This window comes from Streptomyces sp. NPDC104581 (assembly GCF_055583685.1).
Window position 1 is genome coordinate 107,294 of sequence record NZ_JBVJNN010000002.1, and the last position, 26,278, is coordinate 133,571.

Annotated in this window: 19 protein-coding genes and 3 pseudogenes; 14 read left to right on the forward strand and 8 right to left on the reverse strand. The window is 71.7% G+C overall.

Annotation, left to right across the window (positions count from 1 at the left end; genetic code table 11):
- Window positions 1-14: 14 nt before the first annotated feature.
- The 4 genes from ACZ61E_RS02070 (at window position 15) to ACZ61E_RS02085 (ending at window position 5,238) form a co-directional block, all read left to right on the forward strand.
- Entirely contained in the window at window positions 15-1,448 is a 1,434-nt protein-coding gene (locus ACZ61E_RS02070; protein WP_469696789.1) for a DUF2252 domain-containing protein, read from the forward strand.
- A 271-nt stretch (window positions 1,449-1,719) separates the two neighbouring features.
- On the forward strand, window positions 1,720-4,086 hold the full coding sequence (locus tag ACZ61E_RS02075) for a sensor histidine kinase (RefSeq protein ID WP_469696791.1): 2,367 nt from the start codon (window positions 1,720-1,722) through the stop codon (window positions 4,084-4,086).
- The gene (locus ACZ61E_RS02080; protein WP_469696792.1) at window positions 4,083-4,760 is read left to right on the forward strand and encodes a response regulator; all 678 of its coding nucleotides are present in this window, start codon (window positions 4,083-4,085) and stop codon (window positions 4,758-4,760) included. Before ACZ61E_RS02075 ends, ACZ61E_RS02080 begins: the two co-directional genes overlap by 4 nt.
- A gap of 88 nt (window positions 4,761-4,848) precedes the next feature.
- Window positions 4,849-5,238, forward strand: a complete 390-nt coding sequence (locus tag ACZ61E_RS02085; RefSeq protein WP_469696793.1) for an SCO4225 family membrane protein — start codon at window positions 4,849-4,851, stop codon at window positions 5,236-5,238.
- A 100-nt stretch (window positions 5,239-5,338) separates the two neighbouring features.
- Here ACZ61E_RS02085 and ACZ61E_RS02090 read toward each other — a convergent pair whose 3' ends face one another.
- Window positions 5,339-5,956, reverse strand: a complete 618-nt coding sequence (locus ACZ61E_RS02090) for a fasciclin domain-containing protein (protein WP_469696795.1) — start codon at window positions 5,954-5,956, stop codon at window positions 5,339-5,341.
- Window positions 5,957-6,396: 440 nt separating this feature from the next.
- Between ACZ61E_RS02090 and ACZ61E_RS02095 the strand changes: the two genes are divergently transcribed.
- The 4 genes from ACZ61E_RS02095 (at window position 6,397) to ACZ61E_RS02110 (ending at window position 10,746) form a co-directional block, all read left to right on the forward strand.
- Window positions 6,397-7,425: a MerR family transcriptional regulator gene (locus ACZ61E_RS02095; protein WP_469697121.1), complete on the forward strand. Its 1,029-nt coding sequence runs from the start codon at window positions 6,397-6,399 to the stop codon at window positions 7,423-7,425.
- Between the two features lie 60 nt (window positions 7,426-7,485).
- Window positions 7,486-8,727, forward strand: coding sequence for an NAD(P)/FAD-dependent oxidoreductase (locus ACZ61E_RS02100; protein ID WP_469696797.1), 1,242 nt, complete (start codon window positions 7,486-7,488; stop codon window positions 8,725-8,727).
- 226 nt (window positions 8,728-8,953) lie between these two features.
- Window positions 8,954-10,237, forward strand: coding sequence for a hypothetical protein (locus tag ACZ61E_RS02105; protein WP_469696799.1), 1,284 nt, complete (start codon window positions 8,954-8,956; stop codon window positions 10,235-10,237).
- Entirely contained in the window at window positions 10,234-10,746 is a 513-nt protein-coding gene (locus tag ACZ61E_RS02110; RefSeq protein WP_469696800.1) for a hypothetical protein, read from the forward strand. The genes ACZ61E_RS02105 and ACZ61E_RS02110 overlap by 4 nt, the downstream gene beginning before the upstream one ends.
- 39 nt (window positions 10,747-10,785) lie before the next feature.
- Here ACZ61E_RS02110 and ACZ61E_RS02115 read toward each other — a convergent pair whose 3' ends face one another.
- Window positions 10,786-12,933 (reverse strand): tetratricopeptide repeat protein, encoded by a 2,148-nt coding sequence (locus ACZ61E_RS02115; protein ID WP_469696801.1) that lies wholly within the window; start codon window positions 12,931-12,933, stop codon window positions 10,786-10,788.
- Between the two features lie 204 nt (window positions 12,934-13,137).
- On the opposite strand from ACZ61E_RS02115, the gene ACZ61E_RS02120 reads away from it, so the two are divergent.
- Together ACZ61E_RS02120 and ACZ61E_RS02125 are read left to right on the forward strand one after the other, a co-directional pair.
- The gene (locus ACZ61E_RS02120) at window positions 13,138-16,380 is read left to right on the forward strand and encodes an AfsR/SARP family transcriptional regulator (protein WP_469696803.1); all 3,243 of its coding nucleotides are present in this window, start codon (window positions 13,138-13,140) and stop codon (window positions 16,378-16,380) included.
- A 239-nt stretch (window positions 16,381-16,619) separates the two neighbouring features.
- Complete coding sequence (locus ACZ61E_RS02125) at window positions 16,620-16,766, forward strand: hypothetical protein (protein WP_469696804.1); 147 nt, start codon at window positions 16,620-16,622, stop codon at window positions 16,764-16,766.
- A gap of 38 nt (window positions 16,767-16,804) precedes the next feature.
- Here ACZ61E_RS02125 and ACZ61E_RS02130 read toward each other — a convergent pair.
- The 3 genes and pseudogenes from ACZ61E_RS02130 to ACZ61E_RS02140 form a co-directional block, all read right to left on the reverse strand.
- Window positions 16,805-17,925 (reverse strand): annotated as a pseudogene (locus ACZ61E_RS02130) (alcohol dehydrogenase catalytic domain-containing protein).
- A gap of 41 nt (window positions 17,926-17,966) precedes the next feature.
- Window positions 17,967-18,098 (reverse strand): annotated as a pseudogene (locus tag ACZ61E_RS02135) (short-chain dehydrogenase); the annotation flags it as partial.
- 63 nt (window positions 18,099-18,161) lie between these two features.
- Complete coding sequence (locus tag ACZ61E_RS02140; protein ID WP_469696806.1) at window positions 18,162-18,632, reverse strand: aminoacyl-tRNA deacylase; 471 nt, start codon at window positions 18,630-18,632, stop codon at window positions 18,162-18,164.
- A gap of 128 nt (window positions 18,633-18,760) precedes the next feature.
- Here ACZ61E_RS02140 and ACZ61E_RS02145 point away from each other — a divergent pair, with 128 nt between their 5' ends.
- Window positions 18,761-19,861, forward strand: a complete 1,101-nt coding sequence (locus ACZ61E_RS02145) for an ArsR/SmtB family transcription factor (protein ID WP_469696807.1) — start codon at window positions 18,761-18,763, stop codon at window positions 19,859-19,861.
- Between the two features lie 20 nt (window positions 19,862-19,881).
- Here the strand turns inward: ACZ61E_RS02145 and ACZ61E_RS02150 are convergent, their stop codons facing one another.
- Entirely contained in the window at window positions 19,882-20,082 is a 201-nt protein-coding gene (locus tag ACZ61E_RS02150) for a hypothetical protein (protein WP_469696809.1), read from the reverse strand.
- Window positions 20,083-20,101: 19 nt separating this feature from the next.
- Between ACZ61E_RS02150 and ACZ61E_RS02155 the strand changes: the two are divergent.
- A pseudogene (locus ACZ61E_RS02155) lies at window positions 20,102-20,236 on the forward strand (hypervirulence associated TUDOR domain-containing protein); the annotation flags it as partial.
- A 136-nt stretch (window positions 20,237-20,372) separates the two neighbouring features.
- Here ACZ61E_RS02155 and ACZ61E_RS02160 read toward each other — a convergent pair.
- The gene (locus ACZ61E_RS02160; RefSeq protein WP_469696810.1) at window positions 20,373-21,902 is read right to left on the reverse strand and encodes a helix-turn-helix domain-containing protein; all 1,530 of its coding nucleotides are present in this window, start codon (window positions 21,900-21,902) and stop codon (window positions 20,373-20,375) included.
- A gap of 134 nt (window positions 21,903-22,036) precedes the next feature.
- Window positions 22,037-22,237 (reverse strand): DUF4236 domain-containing protein, encoded by a 201-nt coding sequence (locus ACZ61E_RS02165; protein ID WP_469696812.1) that lies wholly within the window; start codon window positions 22,235-22,237, stop codon window positions 22,037-22,039.
- 193 nt (window positions 22,238-22,430) lie between these two features.
- Between ACZ61E_RS02165 and ACZ61E_RS02170 the strand changes: the two genes are divergently transcribed.
- Both ACZ61E_RS02170 and acnA read left to right on the forward strand, forming a co-directional pair.
- Window positions 22,431-23,012 carry a YdeI/OmpD-associated family protein gene (locus tag ACZ61E_RS02170; protein ID WP_469696814.1) on the forward strand — a complete coding sequence of 194 codons (582 nt, stop codon included), beginning with the start codon at window positions 22,431-22,433 and terminating at the stop codon, window positions 23,010-23,012.
- A gap of 350 nt (window positions 23,013-23,362) precedes the next feature.
- Entirely contained in the window at window positions 23,363-26,077 is a 2,715-nt protein-coding gene (gene acnA / locus ACZ61E_RS02175) for an aconitate hydratase AcnA (protein WP_469697122.1), read from the forward strand.
- Window positions 26,078-26,278 lie beyond the last annotated feature (201 nt).

Sequence of the window (26,278 nt, forward strand, 5' to 3'; positions counted from 1 at the left end):
GCGGAGGCGCAGCGATGAGCAGGCGAGGCCGGAACCCCGGGACGGCCGTGCGGCGGCAGGCCCCGTACCTGTCCCCCCGCGAGCGCGCGGAGCAGGGCCGGGCCGCGCGCAAGAGCGCGCCGAGGAAGAGCCACGCGCGCTTCGAGCCCGGCCCCGACCGGCCCGATCCGGTGTCGGTCGTCGAGGCGCAGTCGCGGGCGCGGGTGCCGGAGCTGGTGCCCATCCGGTACGGCCGGATGACGGAGTCGCCCTTCCGCTTCTACCGGGGCGCAGCCGCGATCATGGCGGGTGACCTGGCGGGCACCCCCGACACGGGCCTCACCGCACAGCTCTGCGGGGACGCGCATCTGATGAACTTCCGGCTGCTCGGTTCGCCCGAACGGCGGCTGGTGTTCGACATCAACGACTTCGACGAGACGCTGCCGGGACCGTGGGAGTGGGACGTCAAACGGCTGGCCACGAGCCTGGTGATCGCCGGGCGGGAGAACGGGTTCTCCGCCGCGGACAGGGCGATGATCGTGGGCACTGCCGTGCGGTCGTACCGCGAGCGCATGCGCTCCTTCGCCGGGATGGGCAACCTCGACGTCTGGTACACCCGCGCCGACATGGCGGAACTCCAGCCGCTGGCCGACCGGCAGCTCCGGGCGAAGGGCCGCAAGAGGCTCTCGGCGACGATGGCCAAGGCGCGCCGCCGCGACAGCCTCCAGGCGTTCGAGAAACTGACGCGCGTACGGGACGGGGAGCGCCGGTTCGCCCCCGATCCGCCGCTGGTCGTGCCGGTCGACGACCTGCTGCGCGGCGTGCGGCGCGACACGTTCGTCACCGAACTCCACGAGCTGGTCGAGCGGTACGGCAGGAGCCTGTCCACCGAGCGCAGACATCTGCTCCGGCAGTACCGGGTGGTCGACATCGCCCGCAAGGTGGTCGGCGTGGGCAGTGTGGGGACGCGCTGCTGGATCCTGCTCCTGCTCGGCAAGGACGACACCGATCCGCTGATCCTCCAGGCGAAGGAGGCGGACCGCTCCGTACTCGCCGCGCACGCGGGCCGGAGCGAGTACCGCAACCAGGGGCAGCGCGTCGTCGCCGGGCAGCGGCTCATGCAGGCGGTGGGCGACGTGTTCCTGGGCTGGGACCGGGTGCGGGGGCAGGACGGACGTCAACGGGACTTCTATGTGCGCCAGTTGCACGACTGGAAGGGCATCCTGTCGCCACAGGAGATGGTGCCCGACGGGATGCGGTTGTTCGGCGAGATGTGCGGTGCGACCCTCGCCCGCGCGCACGCCCGCTCCGGGGACCGGATCGCCATCGCCGCGTATCTGGGCGGCGGTCCCGCGTTCGACAACGCGCTGACCGAGTTCGCGGAGGCGTACGCCGACCGGAACGAGCGCGACCACGCCGCGCTCGTGGCCGCGGTGAAGTCGGGGCGGGTGCAGGCGACGTCGGAGTGACCGGGCCGCCGACCGCGATCCGTGGAGGTCGGGAGACGGCGCGGCCTCGCCCGTCTGCCCTGCTCCGGCCGAAGCCGTCGACACCTTGACCCACACCCCGGACGGGCCCCGGACGGGCCCCGGACGTGTCGCGGTGACGGGCTTCGCGGGCGGTGGCGGGCAGGTGCGTGGGGGGACGCCGGCGGGTGCCTCTCTATCTCCGGACAGAGACCACGATCGCCCGGTGGGCTGATGTCCGCGCCGCACGCGGGACCGTAGCGTGGGGCACATCATGCAACGAACTGACGACCGGTTTCTCCCGGTCCTGCTGCTCGGTGTCCAGGCCGCGGTGTGGCCGGGACACGCGCTGGCGCGTGGCGTCGCCCCGGATGCCGCGGACCTCCTCGCCGTCGCGCTGGCGGGTGGCCTGGTGGCCGTCGCGCTCGCCGCCCGGCGCACCCGTCCCGTGCCCGTCCTCGGCCTCGTCGTCGTGGTCTGCGCCATCGGCGCGGGACCCCTGCCCTCGGGCGCCGTGGCGGTGCTCGGCACGGTGGGAGTCGCGCTGGCGCTGTTCACGGTGGCCACCGAACGGGACACCACCACCGCACTGCTGTGCGTGGCCACGCTCACGGTCTGGCAACTCACCTACGGCATCAGCCTGCACGGGCTGTACGGCGGCCAGGGCCTCGACCTCGTCCTCACCGCGCTGCTCTACGGGACGGCCACCGGAACGGGACTGCTCGCGCGGCGCCGGCGGGCCGAGCGGAGCGCCGCCGAGCGGCGGCTCGACCGGGCGCGCAGTGAGCGGCACCGTCTCCCGGCGGCCGAACAGCGCCGGATGGAGCGGGAGTTGCACGACGTCAGCGCCCATCACCTCACGGCGGTGGTCGTGACGGTCGAGGCGGCGCTGGGGCTTCGGGAGCGACGGCCCGAACTGGCGGAGAAGGCGGTGGAGTTCGCCGCCGAGACCGGCCGCGAGGTGACCCGGGCGCTGAGCGCCGTACGGGCCCCGGCACCCTCGCCGGGCGACCTGCCCGCCCAGGAGCGGCTGCGTGAACTCGTCGCCGGCTTCCAGGCCCTCGGGCTGCCCGTGACCTGTGAGACCGGGGCACTGCCGGACGGTGCCGTCGGCGACGCCGTGTACGGCATCGTCCGCGAGGCACTGACCAATGCGGTCCGCCACGCCTCCGGCGCGCCCACCACGGTGCGGTGCGTCCACGACGACACGCACACGGACGTCGTGGTGCGCAACGCGCCACCGCCGGCGCCGGGCACGGGCGCCGCCGGCGGATCCGCCGGACCGCGAACCGACGTCCCCGTCAGGGGACTTGGTGGTGGGCGCGGCCAGAACTCACTGCGCGGCCGGGCTCGCGAGGCGGGCGGCACCCTCACCAGCGGGCCGACGCCGGACGGCGGGTGGGAGGTGCGGGCGGTCCTGCCGGGGCGGAACCGGGCGGCGCGCGCCGCGGCCGTGCCGCGCGAGTTCCGGATCGCCCAGTTCGTCGCCGCGGCGGGGCTGTGCTTCCAGCCGTTCCTGCCGTTCTTCCTGGTCCGGGTCGGGGAGACCCCCAGCGGGCCCGGCGTCTCGGCCGGCGCGCTCTTCGCGCTGCTCGCCACCGCGCAGGTGCTCACGCTGCTGTGGCAGCGGCAGGCGCCACGGACCGCGCTGGGCGTGCTGCTGGTCCTGGCCGGACTCTGGCCGGCGGCGATGGAGGTGGGCGAGTACGCGGGGCCGGCGCTGCTGCCGCCCGCGCTGAGCGCGATCGCCACGTGCGTGGCGATCGCCCTGTCGGCGGGCGGCGTCAACGGGTCGGTGGCGGCGCGGAGTTGGTTCCCGCCGGTGGCCGCCGCCGTCGTGCACACGGCCGCGGCGACCGCCGCCGTACTCTCCCGCGACGCCGCGACACCCGCCTGGGTGTTCCCCCTCGTCGCGCTCGCCATGACCGTGCCGGTGCTCGCCGCCCGGTCGTGGGGCACCCGTTACGGCAGGCGCCGCCGGACCGCCCGCGCGCTGCACCGCGACCGGCTCGCGACCCTGGTGGAGGAGGCCGTACGGGACGCGTGGGCCGAACGCCGCCGTATCACCGACGGGCTGGAGACCACGGTGCTGGCCCGCACGGCCGAAGTGGTCCGGGAGGCGGAAGCGGGACGGCTCGCGGAGACGTCGGAACGCGCCCGCGAGGCCCTGACCGCCATGCGCGCCCTGCTCGAAAGCGTCCACACCTCCGAACCCACCACCGAACTCCGGCCGCAGCCCACGCTCCAGGCCCTCGACCTGCTCGTCAGCCAGTGCCGGGCCACCGGCCGCGAGGTGGACGTACGGTTCACCGAACGGGTGCCGGACCGGCTGCCGCCGGAGGTGGACATCGCCGCCTACCGCGCCGCCGAGACCATCCTCCGGGCCGGTGGCGACGAGCCCGCCCTGCTCGTGCTCGACGCCACGGACCGCGATCTGACCCTGACCGCCACCGGGGTGTCCGGCGCCACCGGCCGGACGGCGCGCGAGCGGCTGGTGACCCGGGCCGGCGCGCTCGGCGGCACGCTCACCACGGAACAGCCGGGCACCGTCCTGCTGCGTCTGCCCTGGAACGCCGTCCCCGGCGACGGCGACGACGGCAGCGGCGGCGACGGTGCCACGACCCGCGAGGAGTCCCGATGAGCCTGACCGTGCTGGTCGTCGACGACCAGGTGGTCGTCCGGGCGGGCTTCGCCGCCGTCATCGACGCCGAGGACGACATGACCGTCGTCGGTGAGGCCGGCGACGGCGCCACGGCGGTGAGCCTCGCCGAGCGGCTCGCGCCGGACGTGATCGTGATGGACGTACGGATGCCGGGCCTCGACGGCATCGCCGCCACCCGCATCCTGACCGGGCGGGAGAGCCCGCCCCGTGTCCTCGTACTGACCACCTTCGACCTCGACGCCTATGTCTTCGAGGCGCTGCGCGCGGGCGCGTCCGGCTTCCTGCTCAAGGACGTGCGGGCGTCCGAACTGCTGCACGGCATCAGGGTGGTGGCCGCGGGGGAGAGCGTCCTCGCCCCGTCCGCGGCCCGCCGGCTCATCGGCCACTACGCGGCGGGCGTGCCGGCCGGACCGGCGGCCGTACGGGGGAGCCTGGACCGGCTGACCGAACGGGAGCGCTTCGTCCTCACCCTCGTCGCGTCGGGACTGAACAACGCGGAGATCGCCGCCGAGCTCGCCATCACCGTCGGCACCGTCAAGTCCCATGTGAACGCGCTGCTCCGCAAGCTGGAGGTACGCGACCGGCTCCAGGCGACGATCCTCGCGTACGACCTGGGCCTGGTCCGCGCGTCCCCGCCGGGCGGCCACGGCTGAGCCTCCGCGCCACCGACCGCCCAGGGGCCGCGCCGACCGCGCCGCCCCGCGCCGACCACCCCGAACGACCGAAAGGGCCACCGACCCCATGACCACCGATCCCACGACCACCGCATCACACCGGGAGACCACCGACATGACCACCGACAGCACCACCACCGGACCCTCCCACCGCGCCGTACGTACCCTGCGCCACGCGCTCAGCAGCGTCTTCGCCCGTGTCTACCTCGCGGCGATCGCGCTGATCACCGGCTGGGCCGTCGTGGTCAGCCTGGGCGACAACCCGGACGCGTCCTTCGCCGGAGTGGTGCCGGTGGTCGCCACCCTGCCGGTCAGCCTGGTCCTGGTCGTGCTGCCCGACCACTGGTCCATGATCATCCTGCCGATCGCCCTGGGCGCCCTGGTCAACGCCGTCGTCATCGGCTGGTGCGCCCGCGCCCTGGGCCGGCCCCGCCCCGGTTCTGGGCCGTCGGCCTGACGGCCGCCCGCCACCACCGGCCGGCCCGGGGCCCGGCAGCGCCGGGCCCCGCCCTCCCGTACGGCGGGGAGGGCGGGGCCGGGGCCGGAGGCCGGGTCCCTTACTTCGGCATCAGGACCGTGTCGATGAGGTTCACCGTGGCGTTGGACGTCGTGATGCCGCCGCACACGATGTTCGCCGTGTCGTTGACCTTGAACGTCGAGCCCGAGCCCGACGTCGACAGCGTGCTGCCCTCCAGCGTGTTGAACGTGCCGTTCGAGAGCTGCGACTTGCTGATCTTCTCGCCGACCACGTGGTACGTCAGGACCTTCTTCAGCTGCGCCTTGTCGGCGAGCAGCGCGTCCAGGTCCGCCTTCGGGATCTTCTCGAACGCGGCGTTGGTCGGTGCGAACACCGTCACGTTCTTCGCGTTGTTGAGCGTGTCCACCAGTCCGGCCTGTCGCAACGCCGCTGTCAGCGCGGACAGTTCGGGGTTCTGGGACGCGGCGGTCGCCACCGGCTCCGAGGCCATGGCCGCGGCGCTGCCCGCCCCGCTCTGGGGTAGCGACGAACACTCGGGGCCGAACGGATCCGTCGCCGTGGTGCTCGCGAAAGCCTGCGGTGCCAGCACGCCCATGGACACGGGCAGCACCGCGGCGGCACAGGCCGCCACCGCCACGCGGCGCGCGCGGGAGCCGCGCGAGGGACGAGGACTGGGGGAGTTGCGGGAGACGTTCATGGGGGCTCCTCCTGCGGGGGAGAGCGGGAACACCGGGCCCGGCGGGGTCACCGTCCGGCCCTGTCCAGCTTCTGCCGTCCGGTCGAACGACATCCCTCACGTTCGCACGGTCCGGCGAAACGGGCATTTCGTGACGGCGGTGCCCGCGCGGGCACCGTACCGTCCGGTCTGCGGCTCTCCCCCTTCGCGGCACTGGGCCGCGGGCGTCTTTCCGGGCGTCACCGGGGCGGGTCGCGGACCGTCCGTTTCCGGGTGCCGCGTCGCTTCTGCGTCGGCTGGAAACGCCAGACGACGCACAAGCGATGCATTTTGTCCCGGACGCGTCGTTTTCACCAAGGTTGCTCGTGCGGCCGTCGCTCCTCCGCAGGCAGGGCCGCTTCCGCTCGTACAGTGATCAAGTGAGCGAGTCGATGCACGAGGTCGAATTAGGGAACCAGAACATGTCCGCCTCGCCCGAGGCGCCGGTCACCGTCGGTCTCTCCACCGGCGCCGTGGCCCGCAGACTCGGCGTCTCGCCGACCACGCTGCGCTCCTGGGACCGGCGCTACGGTCTCGGGCCCGCCGCACGCCAGGACGGACGGCACCGCCGCTGGACCCCCGGTGACGTGGCGATGCTGGAGGAGATGTGCCGGCTGACCGCCGCCGGGGTGCCGCCCGCGGAGGCCGCCCGCGCGGTCCGTGACCGGCCCGCGCCGCCGCCCCTGGTACCGCCCCCGCCCCTGACCTGGAACCCGGGCCCCGCCCCTCGGCGGCGGGGACGTGAGGAGGCCGCCGCGCTGACGCTCGGCGACGTCCGGCAGGAGTGCCGCGGCCTGTCCCGCGCCGCCGTCCGCCTGGACGCCCCCGTCATGGAGGAACTGCTCGCCGCGTTCATCGGCGAGTACGGCCTGGTAGGCGCCTGGGAGCACGTGATCATGCCGACCCTGCACGCGGTGGGCCGCAGATGGGCGTCCGCCGGTGACAAGTACGTCGAGGTCGAACATCTGCTGTCCTGGCACATCTCATCCGCCCTGCGCCGCGTACCGGCCGCCCCGCTCCTGCGGACCGACGCCGGGCCGGTGATGCTCGCCTGCGTCCCGGCCGAGCAGCACACACTCCCCATCGAGGCGCTGACCGCCGCGCTGGCCGGACTCGGCCTGCCCACACGGATGTTCGGCGCCGCCGTACCGGTGCCCGCGCTCGACTCGGCCGCCCGGCGCATCGGCCCCCGCGCTGTGGTGCTCTGGTCCCAGTCCCGCTCGACCGCGAGCCGCCCGCTGGCACAGCACATCGCCGCCGGCAGCTGGGGTGTGAAGGGGGCGCGCCACAGCCCCGAGGTCGTGCTCGCCGGGCCGGGATGGGCCGGACCCCCGCTGCCGGGCCTGCGGCGCGTCCACGGACTGCGCGAGGCGGTCGTCACGCTGGCCGCGCTCTACGGCATCGAGCGGACCGCGCTCATGCTCACCGGCCCGGAAGCCGATGACACGTGACACGTGCGACACCGCCCGGCACACCGGCCGCGCGGCCCCGACGCGAAGGACGGTCCTCCCATGCCCGCATCCCCCGGCGCCCCCGAGATCCTGGTGATCGGAGCCGGCCTCTCCGGTCTGGCCTGCGCACACGATCTGCGCGCGGCCGGTCTGGACGTCGGCGTACTGGAGGCGTCCGACGGCGTCGGCGGGCGCATGCGCTCCGACCGGGTCGACGGCCATGTCATCGACCGGGGCTTCCAGGTCTTCAACACCTCCTACCCGCAGGTGAAACGCCGTCTGGCCCTGCGCGACCTGCGGCTGCGCCCCTTCACCCCGGGCGTTCTCGTCCACACCGACCGCGGCCGGTTCCCGCTCGCCGACCCCACGCGAGCGCCCCGCACCGTCCCCGCCCTGCTCGGCGCCGGCCCGGCCCGGCCGCGTGACCTGCTCGCGCTCGCCGTACTGTCCGGCCGCGACATGCTCGGGCCCGTGGGCCCACTGAAGCGCGCCGAGGACCACACCACGCGCACCGTCCTCGCGGCGGCCGGGATCTCCGAGGAGTTCACCGAACTGTTCTTCCGGCCGTTCCTGTCGGGCGTGTTCCTCGAAGACGACCTGGAGACCTCCGGCCGCGTCTTCCATCTGGTCTGGCGCAGCATGCTGCGCGGCACGCTCTGTCTGCCGTCGGACGGAATCGGCGAGGTCCCGAGGCAGCTGGCCGACGCGCTGCCCGCCGACACCGTACGGTTCGGCTCCCCGGTCGACCGGCTCACCGACGACGGCGTGCTGCTGGCCGACGGCACCGAGAAGGCGGCGGACGTCGTGGTCGTCGCGACCGGGCCGGGGCCCGCGTCGAAGCTGCTCCCGGATCTCGACATGCCGCCCTACCGGGTCGTCACCACCTACTTCCACACCGCGCCGAAATCCCCGCTGACCGAACCGACACTGCTCACCGACAGCCGTCTGCGCTTCCTCAACAGCTGCGTCCTGAGCGAGGTGGTGCCCGGCTACGCGCCGGCCGGCTCCTCGCTCGTCGCCACCTCCGTCCTCGGCGAGGACACGGAGGGCGGGGAGCGGACCCTGCGGGACGCGCTCTCGGAGGCGTACGGGACGGACACCGGGGGCTGGGGCCTGCTGACGGTACGCACCGTCCACGAGGCGCTGCCCGCGATGCCCCCTCCCCAGCCACTCACCCGGACCTCCCGCGCCGGTGCGGGCCGCTACGTGTGCGGTGACCACCGGACGACCGGTTCGGTCCAGGGCGCTCTGGCCTCCGGGGCCCGCGCTGCCCGCGAGATCCTGCACGACCTGGGCCGGTAGGGGGCGGGTCGGACGTCGCGGCGACGGGCGTACCAGCGGTGCGGTGGTCGGCCGAGGACATCTTCGTAGCCGGTCACCCGGCAAGGTTCTCGCAAGGGTCCTTCAAGTCTTCAGTCCCCCCTGCCGGGCATCCCGTCGGCAGAAGGAAGTTCACGGCACTCGGAAGAGAAGTCAACAGGGGGACGCCATGCCGGCGTTGAGCACGACCGAAGCCAGCACGCTTGATATGAGCACCACCGGGACGGGCACCGCGGAAACGGGGGCCGTCGAGGCATCCACCGTCGAGGCCGGAACCGTCGCGGCGAACACGGGCGAGTCACGGCAGTGGCTGACCCTCGTCGGGCGCAAGAAGGTACTCGCGGTGATCCACACCGTGACTTACGGGAAACGGCTGCTCGACGTCCTGTCGCTGCTCGAAGCCGACTTCCGGCTCCAAGTGGTCTTCACAGCCCCGCCGCACGCCTTCGGCGGGGACGTGCCCGCCTTTCTCACCCGGCTGGGCAGTGTCGTGCTCCCGTGGGAGCAGGCGACGCGCATGACCTTCGATCTCGCGCTCGCCGCGGGGCCGCGCGGTGTGCAGTACATCGACGCCCCGCTCATCACGCTGCCGCACGGGGCCAACTATCTGAAGCGCGTGACCGGGGGAGCGAACGCGGGCGTCGCCGGGCTGCGCAGGCAGGATCTCCTGCCCGGTGGCCGGGCGCCGGCGGCCGTCGTCCTGCCGCACCACGCCGAGCTGAGCGAACTGGCCCGTGAATGCGCGGAGTTGCTCCCATTGGCCCATGTGACCGGCGACCCCGTGCACGACCGGATCACCGCCAGTCTCCCGCTGCGTGCCGCGTACCGCGCGGCCCTCGGGCTCGCCGAGGGACAGAAACTGGTGGTCGCGGTCTCCACCTGGGGCGCGCAGTCGTCCTTCGGCCGGTTCGACGCGCTTCTGCCGCGACTGATCAGCGAACTCCCGGCGGCGCGCTACCGTACGGCCCTGCTCGTCCACCCCAACGTGTGGGCGGGCCACGGCGCCTATCAGGTCAGGTCGTGGCTGGCCCGGTGCGGACAACTGGGCATCGGGATCGTGCCACCGGAGGCGGACTGGCGCAGTGTCCTGATCGCCGCGGACCGGATCATCGGTGATCACGGCTCGGTCACTCTGTACGGGACCCTCACCGGGGCTCCGCTGCTGCTGGCCGCCTCGCCCGAGCAGGAGATCAATCCGTCGTCGCCCGCCGCGGCCCTCGCCGCCCACGCGCCGACGCTGTCCCCCACTCACCCGCTGGTGGACCAACTCGACTACGCCGCACGGGAGTACCGGGCCGAGGAGTACGCGGCGATCGCGTCGCGCATCACGTCCGAGCCCGGCCGGTTCAACCGGAACATGCGCAGGCTGATGTATCAACTGCTGAGGCTGGGCCAGCCGGCGCACGAACCGGTGACCGTCCCGCTGCCGGTACCGCCCCCGCTCCCGCTGACCGCCTGGGCGGCTTCCGGGCGCGGGGAGGTGTCGGCATGACGCGCTTCGTCGTGGTCGAGGCGGGCCCCTTTCCCGAAGGGCCGCGCGCACGCGTGCGCCCCGGCACCATGACCGGTGGCAGCGGCCGGCGTGCGTCAGCCGTCATCGACGAGCACTTCGTCGTGGACGTGGACGTCTGCCGCGACGGCCGCCTGCTGGACTGCGCGGACGTGCTCCAGGGCAGCCGGGCCCACCCGGTCGAGGACGCACTGCGCCGGTTGGCGGACCTCACCGCCACCCATCCGGCCTGCGGCATCGCGGCGGTGCCGCTGGTCGGGACGGGAGGCGGTGCGGGCGGCTGGGCGGTGGCCGGCCGTCCCGACCGGACCGTGATCCTCGTGCCGTACGGGCCGGATCCGGAGGACCCGAAGTATTCGCGCCGTGTGATGTGCCCTCAGTGCCCGGCCGCCGGGCACCGCGCGTTGCTGCCGTCGTACCTGCACGCCTGGCTGGCGGCGGGCCGCTCACTGCGCGAATGGCCGTACGCCCGCACGGCGTCGTCCGGCTGAGCACCACACGGCCTAGGGACAAGGGGGCCGAGCCGACGCTCACGGCCCGGCCCCCGGTGCCTCGGCGAGCCGCCGCGCGTCGGCGGGGCTGGTCGCCTCGAACAGGGCGAGGGCCCGGGTACGGAACTCCGTCGCGGCCTCCGCGTTCCCGTACTCCGCCGCGCTCTCGCTCAGCATCTCCAGGGTGCGCGCCTGCCAGAAGGCCGCCCCGGACCCGGTGAAGACCGCCAGCGCCTCGCTCATCCGGGCCACCCCCTCCTCGTACGCCCCCGCTCGCACCCCGGCGCGCCCCAGGAACGCGAGAGCACGCGCGGCGTCGTGCGGGTCGTTCACCGCCACCATCGCGGCATGGGCACGGGTGAAGCAGTCGACCGCCCTGTCCGGCGCGCCCGCCGCCAGCGCGATCTCCCCGAGAGTGGTACGGGCCAGCGCCGCGCCTCGTGGGTAACCGCACCCCTCCCACACGGCGATCGCGCGGTTCAGGTAGGTGGTGGCGTCGTCGGGCCGTCCGGCCTCGCGATGGCACGCGCCGAGGCCGAGCAGCGCCTGGCCCTCGTCCCGTACGTCGCCGGCCTCACGGGCCGCCCGGAGTGACGCCTCGTACCAGGCGGTGGCCTCCTCCGTACGGCGGGCGGCGCCCAGGCCGATGGCCCCCGAGTTGAGCATCTGGCGCTCGGCGGCCCTGTTCCCGGCCCGTCGGGCAGCCTCCAGGCCGATCTCGTGGGCCTCGATCCAGTCGGCGTAGTGGCGGAGTCGTAAGAAGAGCGGCCACATGGCGTCGACCGTCATCCAACTCGTGTCGTACCAGCCGTTGTCCGCCGCTGCCCTTACCGCGCCCAGCAGTTGGGTGCGATGGGAGTCGAGCCAGCCGAGCGCCTCGACGTCGTCGGCGAACGGCAGTGGCAGGGCGGGTGCGTGGAGATAGGTCCTGGGAAGGGTGAACTGCACGGGTGTGAGCCGTTCCTGAGCCGCCGTCGCCGTGTGCAGACACCAGTCGCAGAATCGTCGGAGTGCCTCCTCGCAGGACGCGGCCGTGTCGTCCGCGCGGGCACGGTCGTGCGCGTGGATCCGTACGAGATCGTGGAAGCGCCAGCTGTCCGTTCCGACGTCCTCCACGAGATTCGCCTCGACCAGTTCGTCCAGCCGTCGTTCCGCCCAGTCCGGAGACTCACCGCAGGACGCCGCGGCGATCATCACGCCGAAGCTGCGGACCGGGAGCAGGCCGAGTGTCCGGTACAGGCGGGCGGTCTCCCCGCTCAGGACTCCGTACGACTCGTCCAGGGCCGTGTGCACCGAGGTCTCCCCCTCGATCCTGAGCGCGGCCAGCCGGCCCACGCCCGCGTTCCGGGCGAGGGCATCGGCGAGCGCCCCCACCGACTGTCTCGGTCGTGTCGCGAGCCTGGCGGACGCCAGGCACACCGCCAGCGGAAGACCCGCGCAGAGGGCCACCAGACGTCTGACCGCCGGGAGTTCGCCGGCGACACGGTCCGCGCCGATCCCACGGCTCATCAGCTCGACGCCCGCGGCGGGCCCGAGTGCGTCGAGTTGGTGGAAGCCCGCTCCCTCCATGCGCAGGCCGGTCAGCCTGCTGCGGCTGGTGACGACCACGAGTCCGCCCGACCCGCCGAGCAGCAGCGGACGGATCTGGGCGGCCGTGAAGGAGTTGTCCAGCATGACCGCGATCCGCAGGTCGGCCGTGAAGGACCGCCACTGGGAGGCCAGTTCGGCCGTGTCCGTGGACGACGGTCCGGCGCCCAGCGCGCGGAGGAACTGCCCGAGGACCTCCGCCGGCCCGACCGGCCCCCCTGCCGAGTGCCCCCGCAGGTCCGCGTACAACTGACCGTCAGGGAATTCGGTGCTCAGCGAACGCAGCCATTTGGACACCAGTGTGGTCTTGCCGATTCCGGCGGGACCGGTGACGACGATCAGTGGCAGGCCGGTGTCACGAAGACCGTTCAGCGACGCGACATCGCTCTCCCGGTTGGTGAAGTGCGCCGGCACGGGGAGCAGTTGACGTGGTGGCGCCGGGCGCGCCGCCTTGGAAGGCGTGGCGGGTGCGGGGTGCAGATGAATGCCGCCGTGCACTTCACGGGCCTGCACGGTGGGGCCGTACATTTTCGCCTCGCCGGTGATCTCATTCCGGTGCGGCTCGTGCGAGCCCTGAGAGGCCGTACTCGAACCACTCATTCGTCTGCCCCCACAGATCGATTGCCAATTACATGCAGTGTTTCGGGTCCTACCCCGGCACGGCTCGGAACGACCGTCAGGAACAAGAACGGATCGCGCCAACCACGGCAACGGTCTATGGCGGCATTCGCCGCCTGATGTCATGCTCGTGGGCCATCCGACGGACCAGCGGGGGCGCTGGTGGAATTCCAGATTCTCGGACCTGTGGGGCTTCGGCTGAACGGGCGCTGGCTGAAGCTCGGATCGGACAAAGAGCGGATCCTGATGGCCTCGCTCGCACTTGACGTGGGACGCCCCGTCGCGATCAGCGAACTCATGCACCGGCTCTGGGACGGCGACCTTCCGGACCGGGCCCGCGAGAACGCGCACACCTATGTCTCGCGTATCCGCCGACGGCTGCGGGCGGCCGGTACGGGGCCGGGCGCCCCCAGTATCGAGGGGCGGGCGCACACGTACATCCTGCGGGCCGCGCGCGACTCGGTGGACCGGCAGCGCTTCCAGCACTTCGTCGACACGGCGTTCGCCACCGAGGGTGGTGATGCGCGTGTGGTGGAACTGCTCTCGCGCGCCGAGGAGTTGTGGCACGGCGAGGCCCTGGCCGGTCTGCCCGGTCTCTGGGCCGAGACCGTACGGACAGCGCTCGCGGAGACGCGTCTGAGCGCCGGCATGTCACGTATCGCCGCCGGACTGCGGCTCGGGCGCTTCGCGGAGTACATCGGCGAGTTGACCGCGCTGGCCGATCGCCACCCCGGGGACGAGACCCTGCTCGGCCAGTTGATGCTCGCGTACTACGGAAGCGGACGCTACGCGGACGCACTCCGGGTCCACCAGCGGGCCCGGCAGTCGCTCATGGCGGAGTACGGGGCTCTGCCCGGCGCCGAGTTGAACGCCATCCACCAGGGTGTGCTGGCCCGTGTACCGGCACGTGAGCTGGCCCGGGGGAGCGGTGCTGAGCGGGCGGACGGCTCGCCCGTACTGGTGACTCCTGCCGCGCCCGCCTCCGATGCCGGACCGCCCGACGCGCCGGTGCCCGATGTGGCCCCGCCCCGGAATCTCCCTCAGCAGCCGGACCTCGTGGGGCGCCGGTCCGAGTTGGAGGCTCTGAGCGCGATGATCGCGGACAAGGGCGCGCACGGCGGCTCGGTCGTCACCGTGGAGGCGGTCAGCGGCATGGCGGGTGTGGGGAAGACCGCCCTGGTCGTCGCCACCGCCCAACTGCTCGCCGATAGATACCCGGACGGACAGCTCTATCTCGATCTGCGGGGGCATTCACCCGCCCAGGAACCGCTCACCGCCAGGGCGGCGCTGGCGACTCTGCTGAGGCTGCTCGGTGCACCCGCCTTCTCCATTCCGGCGGAGCTCGAAGGGCGTACGGCCCTGTGGCGGACCATGCTGGCCGAGCGCCGGCTGGTGATCGTCCTGGACGACGCGATCGGAGCCGAACAACTCGGCCCGCTGCTGCCGAGCGGATCACCGTCCCTGACCATCATCGCCAGCCGGCGACATCTGACGGGCATTCCCCAGGCGTTGTCGGTCCCGCTCGATGTCCTGCCGGAGGAGGACGCCATCTCCCTCTTCCGCGGATTCGCGGGCGAGGAGCGCACCCACGACACCGCGCAGACCGAGCGGATCGTTCACCTGTGCGGGTACCTGCCCCTCGCGATCGAACTCGTGGCGCATCGATTCCGGGCGCGCACGTCCTGGACGCTGCGCGTCCTCGCCGAGCGTCTGGCACGGAGTCCGGGGCGGCTGTCGGAAATTCGCACGGCGGATCAAGAGCAGGAGATGACACGGGCATTCGCGCTCTCCTACCGGACCCTCACGGCGCGGCAACGCACCGCCTTCCGCCGCCTCGGACTGCATCCCGGACCGGATTTCACCGCCGACGCCGCGGCGGCCCTGCTGGGTCTGCCGATGGATACGACGGAGCGATTACTTGAGGGGCTGGTGGCCTTCCACCTGCTCAGAGAACCGGTACCGGACCGCTATCGCTACCACGACCTGCTTCGTGAATATGCCTATGGCCTGTCGCAGATCGAGGACAGCGAGACTGAACGGCACCAGGCCGTCGCCCGTCTCACGGAATTCTTCATCTCCACGGCCAACCACGCCGACCACATGGCATATCCCCGGCGTGTACGACTGGGCCCACCGACGATTCCTCAGCCGACCCCCGTGCCCTTCCTGCCGGACGCCGCTGCCGCGCGATCCTGGCTGGCGGCGGAGCGAGGAAACCTCCTGGCCGTCGAGGACCACGCCCGCCGGCACGGTGCTCCCGGTCGCGCGGCCCGACTCGCCTGTGTCCTCGCGGGTTTCCTCCAGTCGGAGTGCTACTGGCAGGACGCCAGGAAGCTCCTGCGGCACGCCGTCACCCAGTGGGACCTGGCAGCCGATGAGCCGGCGCTGTGCCATGCCCTGATCGGCCTCTGCGCGGCGGACGCGAGCATCGGGGGGTACGCGGACGCCGCCGAGGCGGGGGAGCGGGCGCTGGGCCTCGCGCGTGCGCTGCGGGACGAGCCCGCGGAGGCGGAGGCGCTGCGCGTGCTCGGCACGCTGAACTGGCACTTGGGGGAGAACCGCAAGGCCCTTGTACTGCTCCAGAAATCTCTCGCGATCAGATCGCTCTCGGGTGATGTCTGGGACAAGGCGCGCAGCCGGAACAATGTGGCGGTCACTCTGCTTTTCCTCGGGGAACGCGATCGGGCGCTGAGTCATTTCCGTGGTGCGCTGGACGGTTTCAGGGAAGCGGGGGACGAGACCGCGTCCGCGCAGACGCTCAACAACATCGGCGAATTGCAGATGCACGCCGGGGAACGGGAATCCGCCCGCCGTTCGTTCGAGGAATCCTTGTCATTCCTGGAAGCCGCAGGAAGCCGGTACGACCGCGCCACGGTACGCAGGAACCTGGCCGGAGTCCTCACGGAGTCCGGAGAGTCAGCCTCTGCTCTCGCCCTGTTCGCCGAAAGCCTTGCGGAGTTCCGTTCTCTCGGCGACAGGAAGAGCCAGGCCGAGGCTCTGGTCGGAATCGGCGAGGCCTACTGGAGACTGGGAGACCTGGCCGCATCCGTCCGCTCCCACCTGGAAGCCCTGGAGATAGCGCAGGACATTGGGGTGCCCCGACACGAGGCCCAGGCCCTGCGCTGCCTGGGGCGTGCGGACTTCGCCGGCGGCCGGCTGGGCGTCGCTAAGGACCGCCTCCGGGCGGCGGTGGCTGTCGCCACCCGCACCCATGACATTGACGAGGAGACCGCGGCGAGGACCCTTCTCGCGGAAGTGCTGCTCGCGGCCGGGGAGATCAGTGAAGCGCGCATGACATTGCGGCAGGCGTACGATCTGGTTCGACACCGCGACAGCGCGGATGCGCGTGAAATCGGTCGCCGCCTGAATGATGTCGAACGCATTGGCGATGACGAGGCGGGCGCCGGTTCGACGTCGCGCGACCGGTAGGTCTCGGCCGGCACGTCGGTTCACCCCGGGGTGTCACCTCACCACGGCGCCCGTCCTCCAGCGGGAGCTCCAAGGACGGCCTCTGTCAACCGCATCCGTGTCGGCCGACGCAGGTTTCTGACCACACCCCCTCTGACCAGCACTAACGGGGCAGCCCTGAGTTCGAGATTCACTCGATCTGATGTAATCTTCCCTCCGGAAACAAGATCGACGGAAGCTCCGGAAGGACACTTCGAAACGTGCGCAAAATCTTGGCGGCCACGCTCATATGGTCGGCCGTCCTGGTCGGAGGAGCTTCCACCGTCTCGGCCGCGGAGCCGACGGCACGTGTCGTCGCAGTGGCGTCCCCGGCGGACGCCCACCAGGACGGCTGCATCATGATTTGAGGTGGCCGGGAGGTTGAGAACGGGGCCGCCGGGCGGGTTCAGGGGACGAGGGGCGTCTTGGTCATCCCGTCCTGCTTGTCCTGGAACGTCCTGTACGCCTGCGGCCCGTCCTCCAGCGGCAGTCGGTGCGTCGCAAACGTGTCGACGCCCAGCGGGTCCTCGTCGGTGAGCAGCGGGAGGATGTCGTCGACCCAGCGTTTGACGTTGGCCTGCCCCATCGTCAGCTGGATCTGCTTGTCGAACATGGTCAGCATCGGCAGCGGGTCGGCCGCGCCGCCGTAGACGCCGGACAGGGAGATCGTGCCGCCCCTGCGGACGATGTCGACCGCCGCCTGGAAGGCGCCGAGCCGGTCGACACCCATGGTGCCCATGAGACGTTCACCGACGGCGTCGGGCATCAGACCGACCGCCCAGTGGGCCGCCTTGGCCAGAGGTGCGCCGTGGGCCTCCATGCCCACCGCGCCGATCACCGCGTCGGTGCCGCGCCCGTCGGTGAGGTCGCGGACGGCATCACCGAGGTCCTTGCCGTGCCGGCGCAGGTCGAGACATGTCACGCCGTGCGCGGCGGCCCGGCTCAGCCGTTCGGGCACGAGGTCGACACCCACGACCAGACCGGCGCCGCGGTGCCGGGCGATCCGTGCGGCCATGAGGCCGATCGGCCCGGCCCGAGAACGGTGACCGAACCGCCGGGAGGGACGGCGGCGTACTCCACGGCCTGCCAGGCGGTCGGCAGCACATCCGACAGGTAGACGAACCGGTCGTCGGGCGGGCCGTGCGGCACCTTGACCGGCAGCCTGTCGCCGAACGGCACACGCAGCAACTCCGCCTGACCGCCCGGCACTTGACCGTACGCTTGGTGTAACCGAAGAGTGCGGCACCCATACCGCGCTCACGCACCTGGGTGGTCTCGCACTGGGAGTGAAGTCCCCCGGTCGCACATGTAGCAGCGTCCGCACGAGACGTTGAACGGGATGACCACCCGGTCCCCGGGGGCCAGAGAGGTCACCTCGGGGCCGACCACCTCCACGATCCCCATCGGCTCATGGCCCAGAATGTCCCCCGGATCGAGGTAGGGCCCCAGCACCTCGTACAGATGGAGATCCGAACCGCAGATCCCGGTGGAGGTGATCCTCACGATGATGTCCGTCGGCTCCTCGATCCGTGGGTCGGCTCCTCGATCCGTGGATCGGGAACGGTCTCCAGCAGGCCCACCTCGACGACGCGCCGCCAGCTCGCGAGGTCGGTGCCGATGAACGGTCCGCCCTCGGCCACCCCCGCGTTCGCCACGACGGCCGACGTGGGCCCGAGACGCTCGCGCACCTCTGCCGCGACCGACTCGCCGGAGGCACCCGGCGCGCGGTGACGAGGGGTGGGCCCGGCGCGCAGGCGGGGCGGCTACCGGGAGAGGGCGCCCACCTGGGCGCGGGGGAGGCGGGCGAGGTCGGCGGAGTTGATCTCGAGGGTGCGGTCGGCCGATCCGGCACCGCAGTAGACGGGCCGGCCCGGGCTGGCGACCGCGGCATCGATCAGGCACGGCACCCCGGGCCGGTGGCTGACCGGAGGCACGCCACCGGGCACCAGGCCCTCCGCGGCGAGCAGGGCGGCGTCCGCCGCGCGCAGCCGGGAACGACTCGTGCCCGACAGAGCCGCCAGACGGGCGAAGTCCACGCGGTCCGCCGCCCGCAGCACCACGAGCAACAGCGGGACGTCCGCAGTGGTGAAGGCGAGCGTCTTCACCGCCTGCGACCAGGGGAAAGGCAGGGCTTGGCGTTCGGCGACACTGTGCGCGGCGTCATGCCGGTGGACGGTGTACGGGCAGCCGCCGGAGTCCAGTACGGCCTGCCAGGGCGCTTCGGGCGTGCTCATGGAGCCACCTACGGCCTTTGCTCGGAGCGGAGGGGGAGTTCGACCGGGCGGCCGGACGGCGCGCGATCCGCTCCCGAGCCTGACCGTGACGCCCGGTCCCGATCAACTGATTGTGAAATCCTGCAATCGTGATCACCCTGCGCTTCGCCGAGACGGCCGAGGAGGACATCGACTTCTCCGTCTCCCCCCTGCTCGAAGCCGTCCACTCCTGGCACGTCCTCACCGACCCCGGCCACCACGCCCTGCACGTCCCCTGGGTCCGGCGGTGCCGCCGCCTGCCCGCCGCCCTGCGCCGGCGCATGCGCGGGCACGACTTCGCCGTGGCCGACTACATCCCCGCCCTCTTCGAAAGCCGCACCGGTGATCACGACGCCGGCTTCGCGGACCAGCTCGCGGCCGTACGGGGCCTGCCGCCCGCCCTGCTGGCCGCCGAACTCGCCCGAACGCTCGTCGACACCACCCGCCACACCGGCGACGACCTCGTCGACGACCCCGCCACCCGCGACGCGGTACTCACCGAGTTCCGCAACAGCGACCCAGCCCGGGCGGCCCGCCTGGAGGGCATCCTCACCGACCCCCTCCCCGTCCTCGACGACACGCTCACCGTGCTGGAGGACTACTGGGACGCCGCCTTCGCGCAGGAGTGGCAGCGCATCGAGCCCTCCTTGTACGAGTCGATCACCCGCTCAGGCACCCGGATCGCCCACCACGGCCTGTTCCCGATGCTCCGCACCCTCGCTCCCCGGATCCGCGTGGACCCCGGCCGCCGGACCCTGCGCCTGGACCGCCCGCACGACCACGACATCTCCGTCACACGCGACCACCCCGTCACGTTCACCGCCAGCCACTACGTCTGGCCCCACGTCCGCGTCACCTGCGACGCCCCCTGGCCCCTGCGGATCACCTACCCCGCTCTGCCCCTCGCGCCCGCCTCGACCCCCCGCCCCGCCAGCCAGGAAGACACCCTCACCGCGCTCCGGGCTCTGGCCGCCGCCCCACGCCTGCGGATCGTCACCCACCTGGCAGCCCAGAGCCGCACCACCCAGGAACTCGCCTCTCTCCTGGGCCTGTCCCCCTCCGTCACCTCCCGCCACCTCCATCAGCTCACCCAGGCAGGGCTCACCACCACCCGGCGCGAGGGCTACTACGTTCTCTACGCCCTCGCCCCCGCCCGCCTCGACCAGATCGCCACCGCCCTCACGACCCTCGCCCCCAGCCCCGAGGACTGAGCGGAGCGAGTGGTCGGCGCTCAGCCGTCGTCAGACGGGCTGCCCCGAAGCCGCACCCGCAGGCTCAAGCCGGCGACCTTCGTCCTGGCCTCTCGCCTGACCCGGTGAGTGGTGGAGGCGACAGGCTCCGGTGTCTCACCCAGGTCCTGGTAGTCGGTCCCTTCCCTGGCCGCCCCGACCCAGTAGGTGGCGGACTGGGCGGCCAGGAAGTAGCTGCGCACATGTCGGAACAGCTCCTCGGAACGGGGGAAGGCGGCCGGACGCTCCGTGGACGCCTCGAAGGACGACCCTCAGTACGAGGTCGAGAGTGAGAAGTCCGGCCGTGACGCGGTGCACAAGCCGCTATCCCTTCGAAAGAAGAAGAACGGCTCGTGACCGGCACGGACGGCGTGGAGCGCGACCTGTGGCCCGCCCACAGGCCCAGCGTCCCGGAGAAGCCCCAGAGATGCCGCCGCACCCCACCCTGGCCCGCTGAATAGCAGGTCAGACAGGGCGCGGCGGCATTCGCACATCAGATGTCCCGGAAGATCTCGATCTGCGCGCCCACCGAGTTCAGCCGCTCCGCCAGGTCCTCGTAACCGCGGTTGATCACATACACGTTGCGCAGTACCGACGTGCCCTCCGCCGCCATCATCGCCAGCAGTACCACCACCGCCGGGCGCAGCGCCGGCGGGCACATCATCTCCGCCGCGCGCCAGCGGGTCGGGCCCTCCACCAGGACCCGGTGCGGGTCCAGGAGCTGGAGACGGCCGCCGAGGCGGTTGAGGTCCGTCAGATAGATGGCGCGGTTGTCGTAGACCCAGTCGTGGATCAGGGTCGTGCCCTGGGCGACGGCGGCGATCGCCGCGAAGAACGGCACGTTGTCGATGTTCAGGCCCGGGAAGGGCATCGGGTGGATCTTGTCGATCGGCGACTCCAGCTTCGAGGGCCGTACGGTCAGGTCCACCAGCCGCGTACGGCCGTTGTCCGCCGGGTACTCGGCCGTGCGGTCGTGGTCCAGGCCCATCTCCTCCAGCACCGCGAGTTCGATCTCCAGGAACTCGATCGGCACCCGGCGGATCGTCAGCTCGGACTCGGTGACCACGGCGGCGGCGATCAGGCTCATCGCCTCGACCGGGTCCTCGGAGGGGGAGTAGTCCACGTCCCTGTCGATGCTCGGCACGCCGTGCACGGTGAGGGTGGTGGTGCCGACGCCGTCGACCCGGACGCCGAGCGCGTCCAGGAAGAAGCACAGGTCCTGGACCATGTAGTTGGACGACGCGTTGCGGATGACGGTGACACCGTCGTGCCGGGCGGCGGCCAGCAGCGCGTTCTCGGTGACCGTGTCGCCGCGTTCGGTCAGCACGATGGGCCGGTCGGGCGACGCCGAGCGGTCGACCACCGCGTGGTAGAGCCCCTCGGTCGCCGTGATGTCCAGGCCGAAGCGGCGCAGCGCGATCATGTGCGGCTCGATGGTGCGCGTACCGAGGTCGCAGCCGCCCGCGTACGGCAGGAGGAAGTTGTCCGTGCGGTGCAGCAGCGGACCGAGGAACATGATGATCGAACGGGTACGGCGGGCGGCGTCCGCGTCCATGGCCGCCATGTCCAGCTCGGCGGGCGGCACGATCTCCAGATCCATGCCGTCGTTGATCCAGCGGGTGCGTACGCCGATGGAGTTGAGGACTTCGAGGAGCCGGTAGACCTCCTCGATCCGCGCCACCCGCCGCAGGACGGTGCGCCCCTTGTTGAGCAGCGAGCCGCAGAGCAGAGCCACACAGGCGTTCTTGCTCGTCTTGACGTCGATGGAGCCGGAGAGCCGTCGTCCGCCGACCACCCGCAGATGCATCGGGCCGGCGTATCCGAGCGACACGATCTCACTGTCGAGCGCCTCACCGATACGGGCGATCATCTCAAGGCTGATGTTCTGATTGCCGCGCTCGATGCGGTTCACGGCGCTCTGGCTGGTGGCCAGCGCCTCGGCAAGCTGTGTCTGTGTCCAGCCTCTGTGCTGCCTGGCGTCACGGATGAGCTTGCCGATGCGTACGAGGTAGTCGTCTGCCATGGCGCCAGGTTATCTCATATGTGAGATGAGAGAGCTTGTGGGATGCGCCATTCGAGGGCCCCCGGCGTTCTCCATCCTGGCCCGGCCCGCCGTCTCCGGCGACCGGGGGCGGCCGGACGGGCTACCGCACCGGTTCAGCCGCTGCGGCGCTTGGTCGTGGTCTTGCGCCAGCCGAAGGGGCCGGGCAGGTCCATCGACGTGGTCCGCCTGCCGGTGCTGCTCATGGTGTGCCGCGGCCCCTTGCCGCCGCCGCTGGTGATGGACCACGACTTCTTGTTGATGTTGAGCCGTACGCCCGGCAGGATGCGGATGCTCTTACGGAATGTGATCGGCATGGCGGCCTCCTCAAGTCGGACCCGATGAAGTCCTGTTGGCAGTACGGGTTTCCCGTGGCCGTCCATGCATGTATGCCGGTGGGGACATTGACGGAGCGTGATGTTTCGCCGTCGGGGGCCTGGCCGCCGTGTACGCTTCCCGGCCCGCCCGTACAGGACACGAGCTGTCCTGATTGGTGGCTAGCGTGGCCGTATGGAAACGATCGACGGAGTGGAAGTCCTCGCCTTCGCGGACGGCGCGGAACTGGAGGCGTGGCTCGCGGACCACCACACGCTGCGGTCCGGGGTCTGGCTGAAGATCGGCAAGAAGAACTGCCCGCGGCCGGCCGTCGGTTACGCGGAGGCGGTCGAAGCCGGGCTCTGCTACGGCTGGATCGACGGCCAGGCCAGGTCGTACGACGCCGACCACTACTTGCAGCGGTTCACCCCTCGCAGGCCGAGGAGCGTGTGGTCGAAGGTCAACGTCGGGCGGGTCGAGGCGCTCATCGAGGCCGGGCGGCTGCGCGAGCCGGGCCTCGCGCAGGTCCGGGCGGCGCAGGCGGACGGCCGGTGGGACGCGGCGTACGAGTCGCAGCGGAACGCGACCGTACCGCCCGATCTGACCGCCGCGCTGGAGGGCGACGTCCGGGCGCGGGAGGCTTTCGGACGGCTGGACAGGTCGACCCGGTACCGCGTGCTGCTCCGGCTGATGACCGCCCGCACCCCGGAGGTCAGGGCGGCCAGACTCGACCGCGCGCTCGCCGCGCTCGCGTCGGGCCGGACGCGGAGCCTGTGACCACCCCCCGGCTGCCTCGCGGGCACGGACGGGGGCGGAACGGCGAACACTGCGGACACTCCCGGCGCCGCCCGTGCCGGGCGCGTCATCGGGCGGCGCGGCAGGCCGTGGCGGCGGGTGGTGGCGGCGGAAAACGGCGCCCGGGCATGACCTCGCAGCGGTCATGTACTAGAGTTATCTCGACATCGAGATATCTGCCGAAGGCGTACCGCAGCCGCCAGGCAGTAAGGCGAGCCTAACTAAGCCTTACCTTAGCGGATCGGCGAGCAGCCCGTTGGCGGCACCGCGCGGCGTCAGCCGCACATGCGTCGCGGCGCGGTAGTACGCGCACATTCATGAAGGAGACTGTCGTGTCGGCGAACAGCTTCGACGCCCGCAGCACGCTGCGCGTGGGCGACGAGTCGTACGAGATCTTCAGGCTGGACAAGGTCGAGGGCTCAGCGCGCCTCCCTTACAGCCTGAAGGTGCTGCTGGAGAACCTGCTCCGCACCGAGGACGGCGCGAACATCACCGCCGACCACATCCGCTCGATCGGTGGGTGGGACTCCCAGGCGCAGCCGAGCCAGGAGATCCAGTTCACCCCGGCCCGCGTGATCATGCAGGACTTCACCGGCGTGCCCTGCGTGGTGGACCTCGCCACCATGCGCGAGGCCGTCAAGGAGCTGGGCGGTGACGCCGCGAAGATCAACCCGCTGGCCCCGGCCGAGCTGGTCATCGACCACTCCGTCATCGCCGACAAGTTCGGCACGCCCGAGTCCTTCGCGCAGAACGTGGAGCTGGAGTACGGCCGCAACAAGGAGCGTTACCAGTTCCTGCGCTGGGGCCAGACCGCCTTCGACGAGTTCAAGGTCGTCCCGCCCGGCACCGGCATCGTCCACCAGGTCAACATCGAGCACCTGGCCCGCACCGTCATGGTCCGTAACGGCCAGGCGTACCCGGACACCCTCGTCGGCACCGACTCGCACACCACCATGGTCAACGGCCTCGGTGTGCTCGGCTGGGGCGTCGGCGGCATCGAGGCCGAGGCCGCGATGCTCGGACAGCCCGTCTCGATGCTCATCCCGCGCGTCGTCGGCTTCAAGCTGACCGGCGAGCTGACCCCGGGCACCACCGCCACCGACCTGGTGCTCACCATCACCGAGATGCTGCGCAAGCACGGTGTCGTCGGCAAGTTCGTCGAGTTCTACGGCGAGGGCGTCGGCGCCACGTCGCTCGCCAACCGCGCCACCATCGGCAACATGTCGCCGGAGTTCGGCTCGACCGCCGCGATCTTCCCGATCGACGACGAGACCATCAAGTACCTGAAGCTGACCGGCCGCGACGAGCAGCAGCTCGCGCTGGTCGAGGCGTACGCCAAGGAGCAGGGCCTCTGGCTCGACCCGGCCGCCGAGCCCGACTTCTCCGAGAAGCTGGAGCTCGACCTCGCCACGGTCGTCCCGTCCATCGCCGGTCCGAAGCGCCCGCAGGACCGCATCGTCCTGGCCGACGCCAAGCAGCAGTTCGCGCTCGACGTGCGCAACTACGTGACCGACGACGAGGAGGCCGGCAAGGAGTCCTTCCCGGCCTCGGACTCGCCCGCCTCCTCCAACGGTGTGCCGACGCGCCCGACCCCGGTCACCGCGGCCGACGGATCGACGTACGAGATCGACCACGGCGCCGTCACCGTCGCCGCGATCACGTCCTGCACCAACACCTCGAACCCGTACGTGATGGTCGCCGCCGCGCTCGTCGCCAAGAAGGCCGTCGAGAAGGGGCTCACCCGCAAGCCGTGGGTCAAGACGACCCTGGCGCCGGGCTCGAAGGTCGTCACGGACTACTTCGACAAGGCCAACCTCACGCCGTATCTCGACAAGCTCGGCTTCAACCTGGTCGGTTACGGCTGTACGACCTGCATCGGCAACTCGGGCCCGCTGGACGAGGAGATCTCCAAGGCGGTCAACGAGAACGACCTGGCCGTCGCCGCGGTCCTCTCCGGCAACCGCAACTTCGAGGGCCGGATCAACCCCGACGTCAAGATGAACTACCTGGCGTCGCCGCCGCTGGTCGTGGCCTACGCGATCGCCGGCTCCATGAAGGTCGACATCACGCGCGACGCGATCGGCGTCGACCAGGAGGGCAAGCCCGTCCACCTCGAGGACATCTGGCCCTCCGAGGCCGAGGTCAACGAGGTCGTCGCCTCCGCCATCGGCGAGGACATGTTCAACAAGTCCTACCAGGACGTCTTCGCGGGCGACGCCCAGTGGCAGGCGCTGTCGATCCCGACCGGCAACACCTTCGAGTGGGACCCGGAGTCGACCTACGTACGGAAGCCCCCGTACTTCGAGGGCATGACGATGGAGACGACCCCGGTCGCCGACATCACCGGCGCGCGTGTGCTGGCCATGCTGGGCGACTCGGTCACCACCGACCACATCTCCCCGGCCGGCGCGATCAAGGCGGACACCCCGGCGGGCACGTACCTGACGGAGCACGGCGTCGGACGGCGTGACTTCAACTCCTACGGCTCGCGCCGGGGCAACCACGAAGTCATGATCCGCGGCACGTTCGCCAACATCCGCCTGCGCAACCAGATCGCCCCCGGTACGGAGGGCGGTTACACCCGTGACTTCACGGTGGCGGACGGTCCGGTCTCCTTCATCTACGACGCCTCGCAGAACTACCAGGCGGCCGGCACCCCGCTGGTCGTCCTCGCGGGCAAGGAGTACGGCTCGGGCTCGTCCCGCGACTGGGCGGCCAAGGGCACGGCGCTGCTGGGCGTCCGGGCGGTCATCGCCGAGTCGTACGAGCGCATCCACCGCTCGAACCTGATCGGCATGGGTGTGCTTCCGCTCCAGTACCCGGAGGGCGGTTCGGCGCTGTCGTACGGCCTGACGGGCGAGGAGACGTTCACCTTCACGGGTGTCACCGCGCTGAACGACGGCACGACCCCGGCGACGGTCAAGGTCACGACGGACACGGGCGTGGAGTTCGACGCGGTCGTCCGCATCGACACCCCCGGCGAGGCGGACTACTACCGCAACGGCGGGATCATGCAGTACGTGCTCCGCAGCCTGATCCGCAAGTAGTCCCCGACGGCGGGTCGTTCCCGACGGCAGGTCGTCCGGAACGGCAGGTCGTCCCGATCCGGGAGCGGTTCCCGTCCGCGAGGAGGTCCTCGCGGACGGGGACGGCGGCGGACCGAGGGGGGGGGGGGGGGGGGGGGGGGGGGGGGGGGGGGGGGGGGGCGCCCCCCCCCCCCCCCGCCGCTCCCCCCCCCCCCCCCCCCG